Source organism: Glutamicibacter sp. V16R2B1 (assembly GCF_005774635.1).
Classification (GTDB): Bacteria; Actinomycetota; Actinomycetes; order Actinomycetales; family Micrococcaceae; genus Glutamicibacter; species Glutamicibacter creatinolyticus.
In genome coordinates this window covers 1-1,507 of sequence record NZ_VATX01000078.1, presented here as the reverse complement: position 1 = coordinate 1,507, position 1,507 = coordinate 1, and the positions used below count along the sequence as shown (strand labels likewise).

Annotated in this window: 2 protein-coding genes and 1 pseudogene; 1 reads left to right on the top strand and 2 read right to left on the bottom strand. The window is 65.4% G+C overall.

What is annotated here, in order from left to right:
* A pseudogene (locus FDN03_RS16235) lies at window positions 1-676 on the bottom strand (site-specific integrase); the annotation flags it as partial.
* Between the two features lie 119 nt (window positions 677-795).
* Window positions 796-1,017, bottom strand: coding sequence for a hypothetical protein (locus tag FDN03_RS16230; protein ID WP_138178616.1), 222 nt, complete (start codon window positions 1,015-1,017; stop codon window positions 796-798).
* A gap of 92 nt (window positions 1,018-1,109) precedes the next feature.
* Here FDN03_RS16230 and FDN03_RS16225 point away from each other — a divergent pair.
* Window positions 1,110-1,507 (top strand): hypothetical protein (locus FDN03_RS16225; protein ID WP_138178615.1); only part of this gene is annotated, 398 nt, incomplete at its 3' end.

Sequence of the window (1,507 nt, the reverse complement as noted above, 5' to 3'; positions counted from 1 at the left end):
GCCATGCGATCCAGGCCCGGACTGGGCAGGTCGATGGCTTCGATCCGTAGGTCAGGCCGACTTCGGCACCTTCGCCTGCCTGGTCGGTTTTCGACCGGTGGAGGGCTACCCGCAGGCCGTCGGGGACAGTCACGAAGTCGGCGAGGTCGAGTGACACCAGCTCGGAGCGGCGGAAGGCGCCGGCGAATCCGATGAGGATCAGTGCCCGGTCTCGGGCGTGTTCGGGGTTGTTGGCGTCGAGGTCGGCGATGAGCTGCACAACGATGGGTGTTGTCGCTGCCGCTTTCGGTGACGGGGCGACGCCGAGCGTCTTCTTGATGCCGTCGAGGGTGTCGGGGACCGGGGCGAAGCGGGTCGGTGGGGGGTCGAAGCCGGCGGTGCGGTGGTAGACGGCGATGGACGCCACCACGCGGTTGATCGTCGATGGCTTGAACGGGCGTTCGAATGAGATGCCTTCGGCGAGATCGCTGATGTAGTCGGCGATGGTCATTGGTTCGGCGGGTAGTGCTGATCTGCCGTGGGTGGCGCACCAGGTGGCGAAGGTGGCCCAGTCACTGTCGTAGGCGGCGATGGTGCGGGGTGAGCGGGCGCGGCCGGCGAAGCGTCGTGTGGCTTGGTTGATTCGTTCGGCGCGTTGCGCGAGGTCGAATCCGACTACGGGAACGATCTCTGTCATGGTCCGATCCTCGCATGTTGACCTTGACGCTAAGTGAAGGTTATCGACAACATCGTCTTAGTTGATGTTCGTGGGGGACTCTGAGTCGACCGCGCGCAAGATGGGTGCGTCCATGCGACCTACGCGGCGTCGGAGGTCCGCCGGGCCGCCCGCTCGCGGTCGAGCCGCCGGTCCTGCTTCTCATCCGCAATGATCGACTTGGTCATCTCGACTGACAGATTGCACGCGCGGGCCACGTACGCGAGTCCGCGGTCGACGCCGTACTCCCGGCGGATCTGGCCGACTCGTGAGCTTCGCCAGACCCGGTACACCTGCTGCTGACGTTCACGAGATAGATCCATTACGCTGCGCTCCCCTCTTGGCCTGAACATGCGGCTGACATGGGACCGCCAACAGGGGTCCTGGTCTGTGACCTGGGTCGCATCATGTGCCGATGACTGACAGCCAGACAGACCGCCCAGACGACGCCACCGGTAGTGGAGTCGCGCATGTCTTCATCGCTCGGACCCGCGACGAGCAAGGCAACCTGATCGACCCGGACCTGATCAAGGGTGAGATCCGTAGGCAACTCGAAGGCGAACCGCCCGGCCCGCTCGGACAGCCCACAGGGCCCGGTCCTGAACCCACCGTCGTCGGCGACGATCGGATCGCATTCGACACGGTCCTCACCCACCAGTCGAGCCCGGACAACGTCCCACCCGAGGTGCTTGCCGACGCCGAAGCGAAAGTCCGGGCGCTGGCAGAGAAGATCCGCGGGGAAGCTGGGCGCACCTTCGCCTACGCGAACCGTGATGGGGAGGTCATCAACGGGTACGGCGGGTTGACCGACGT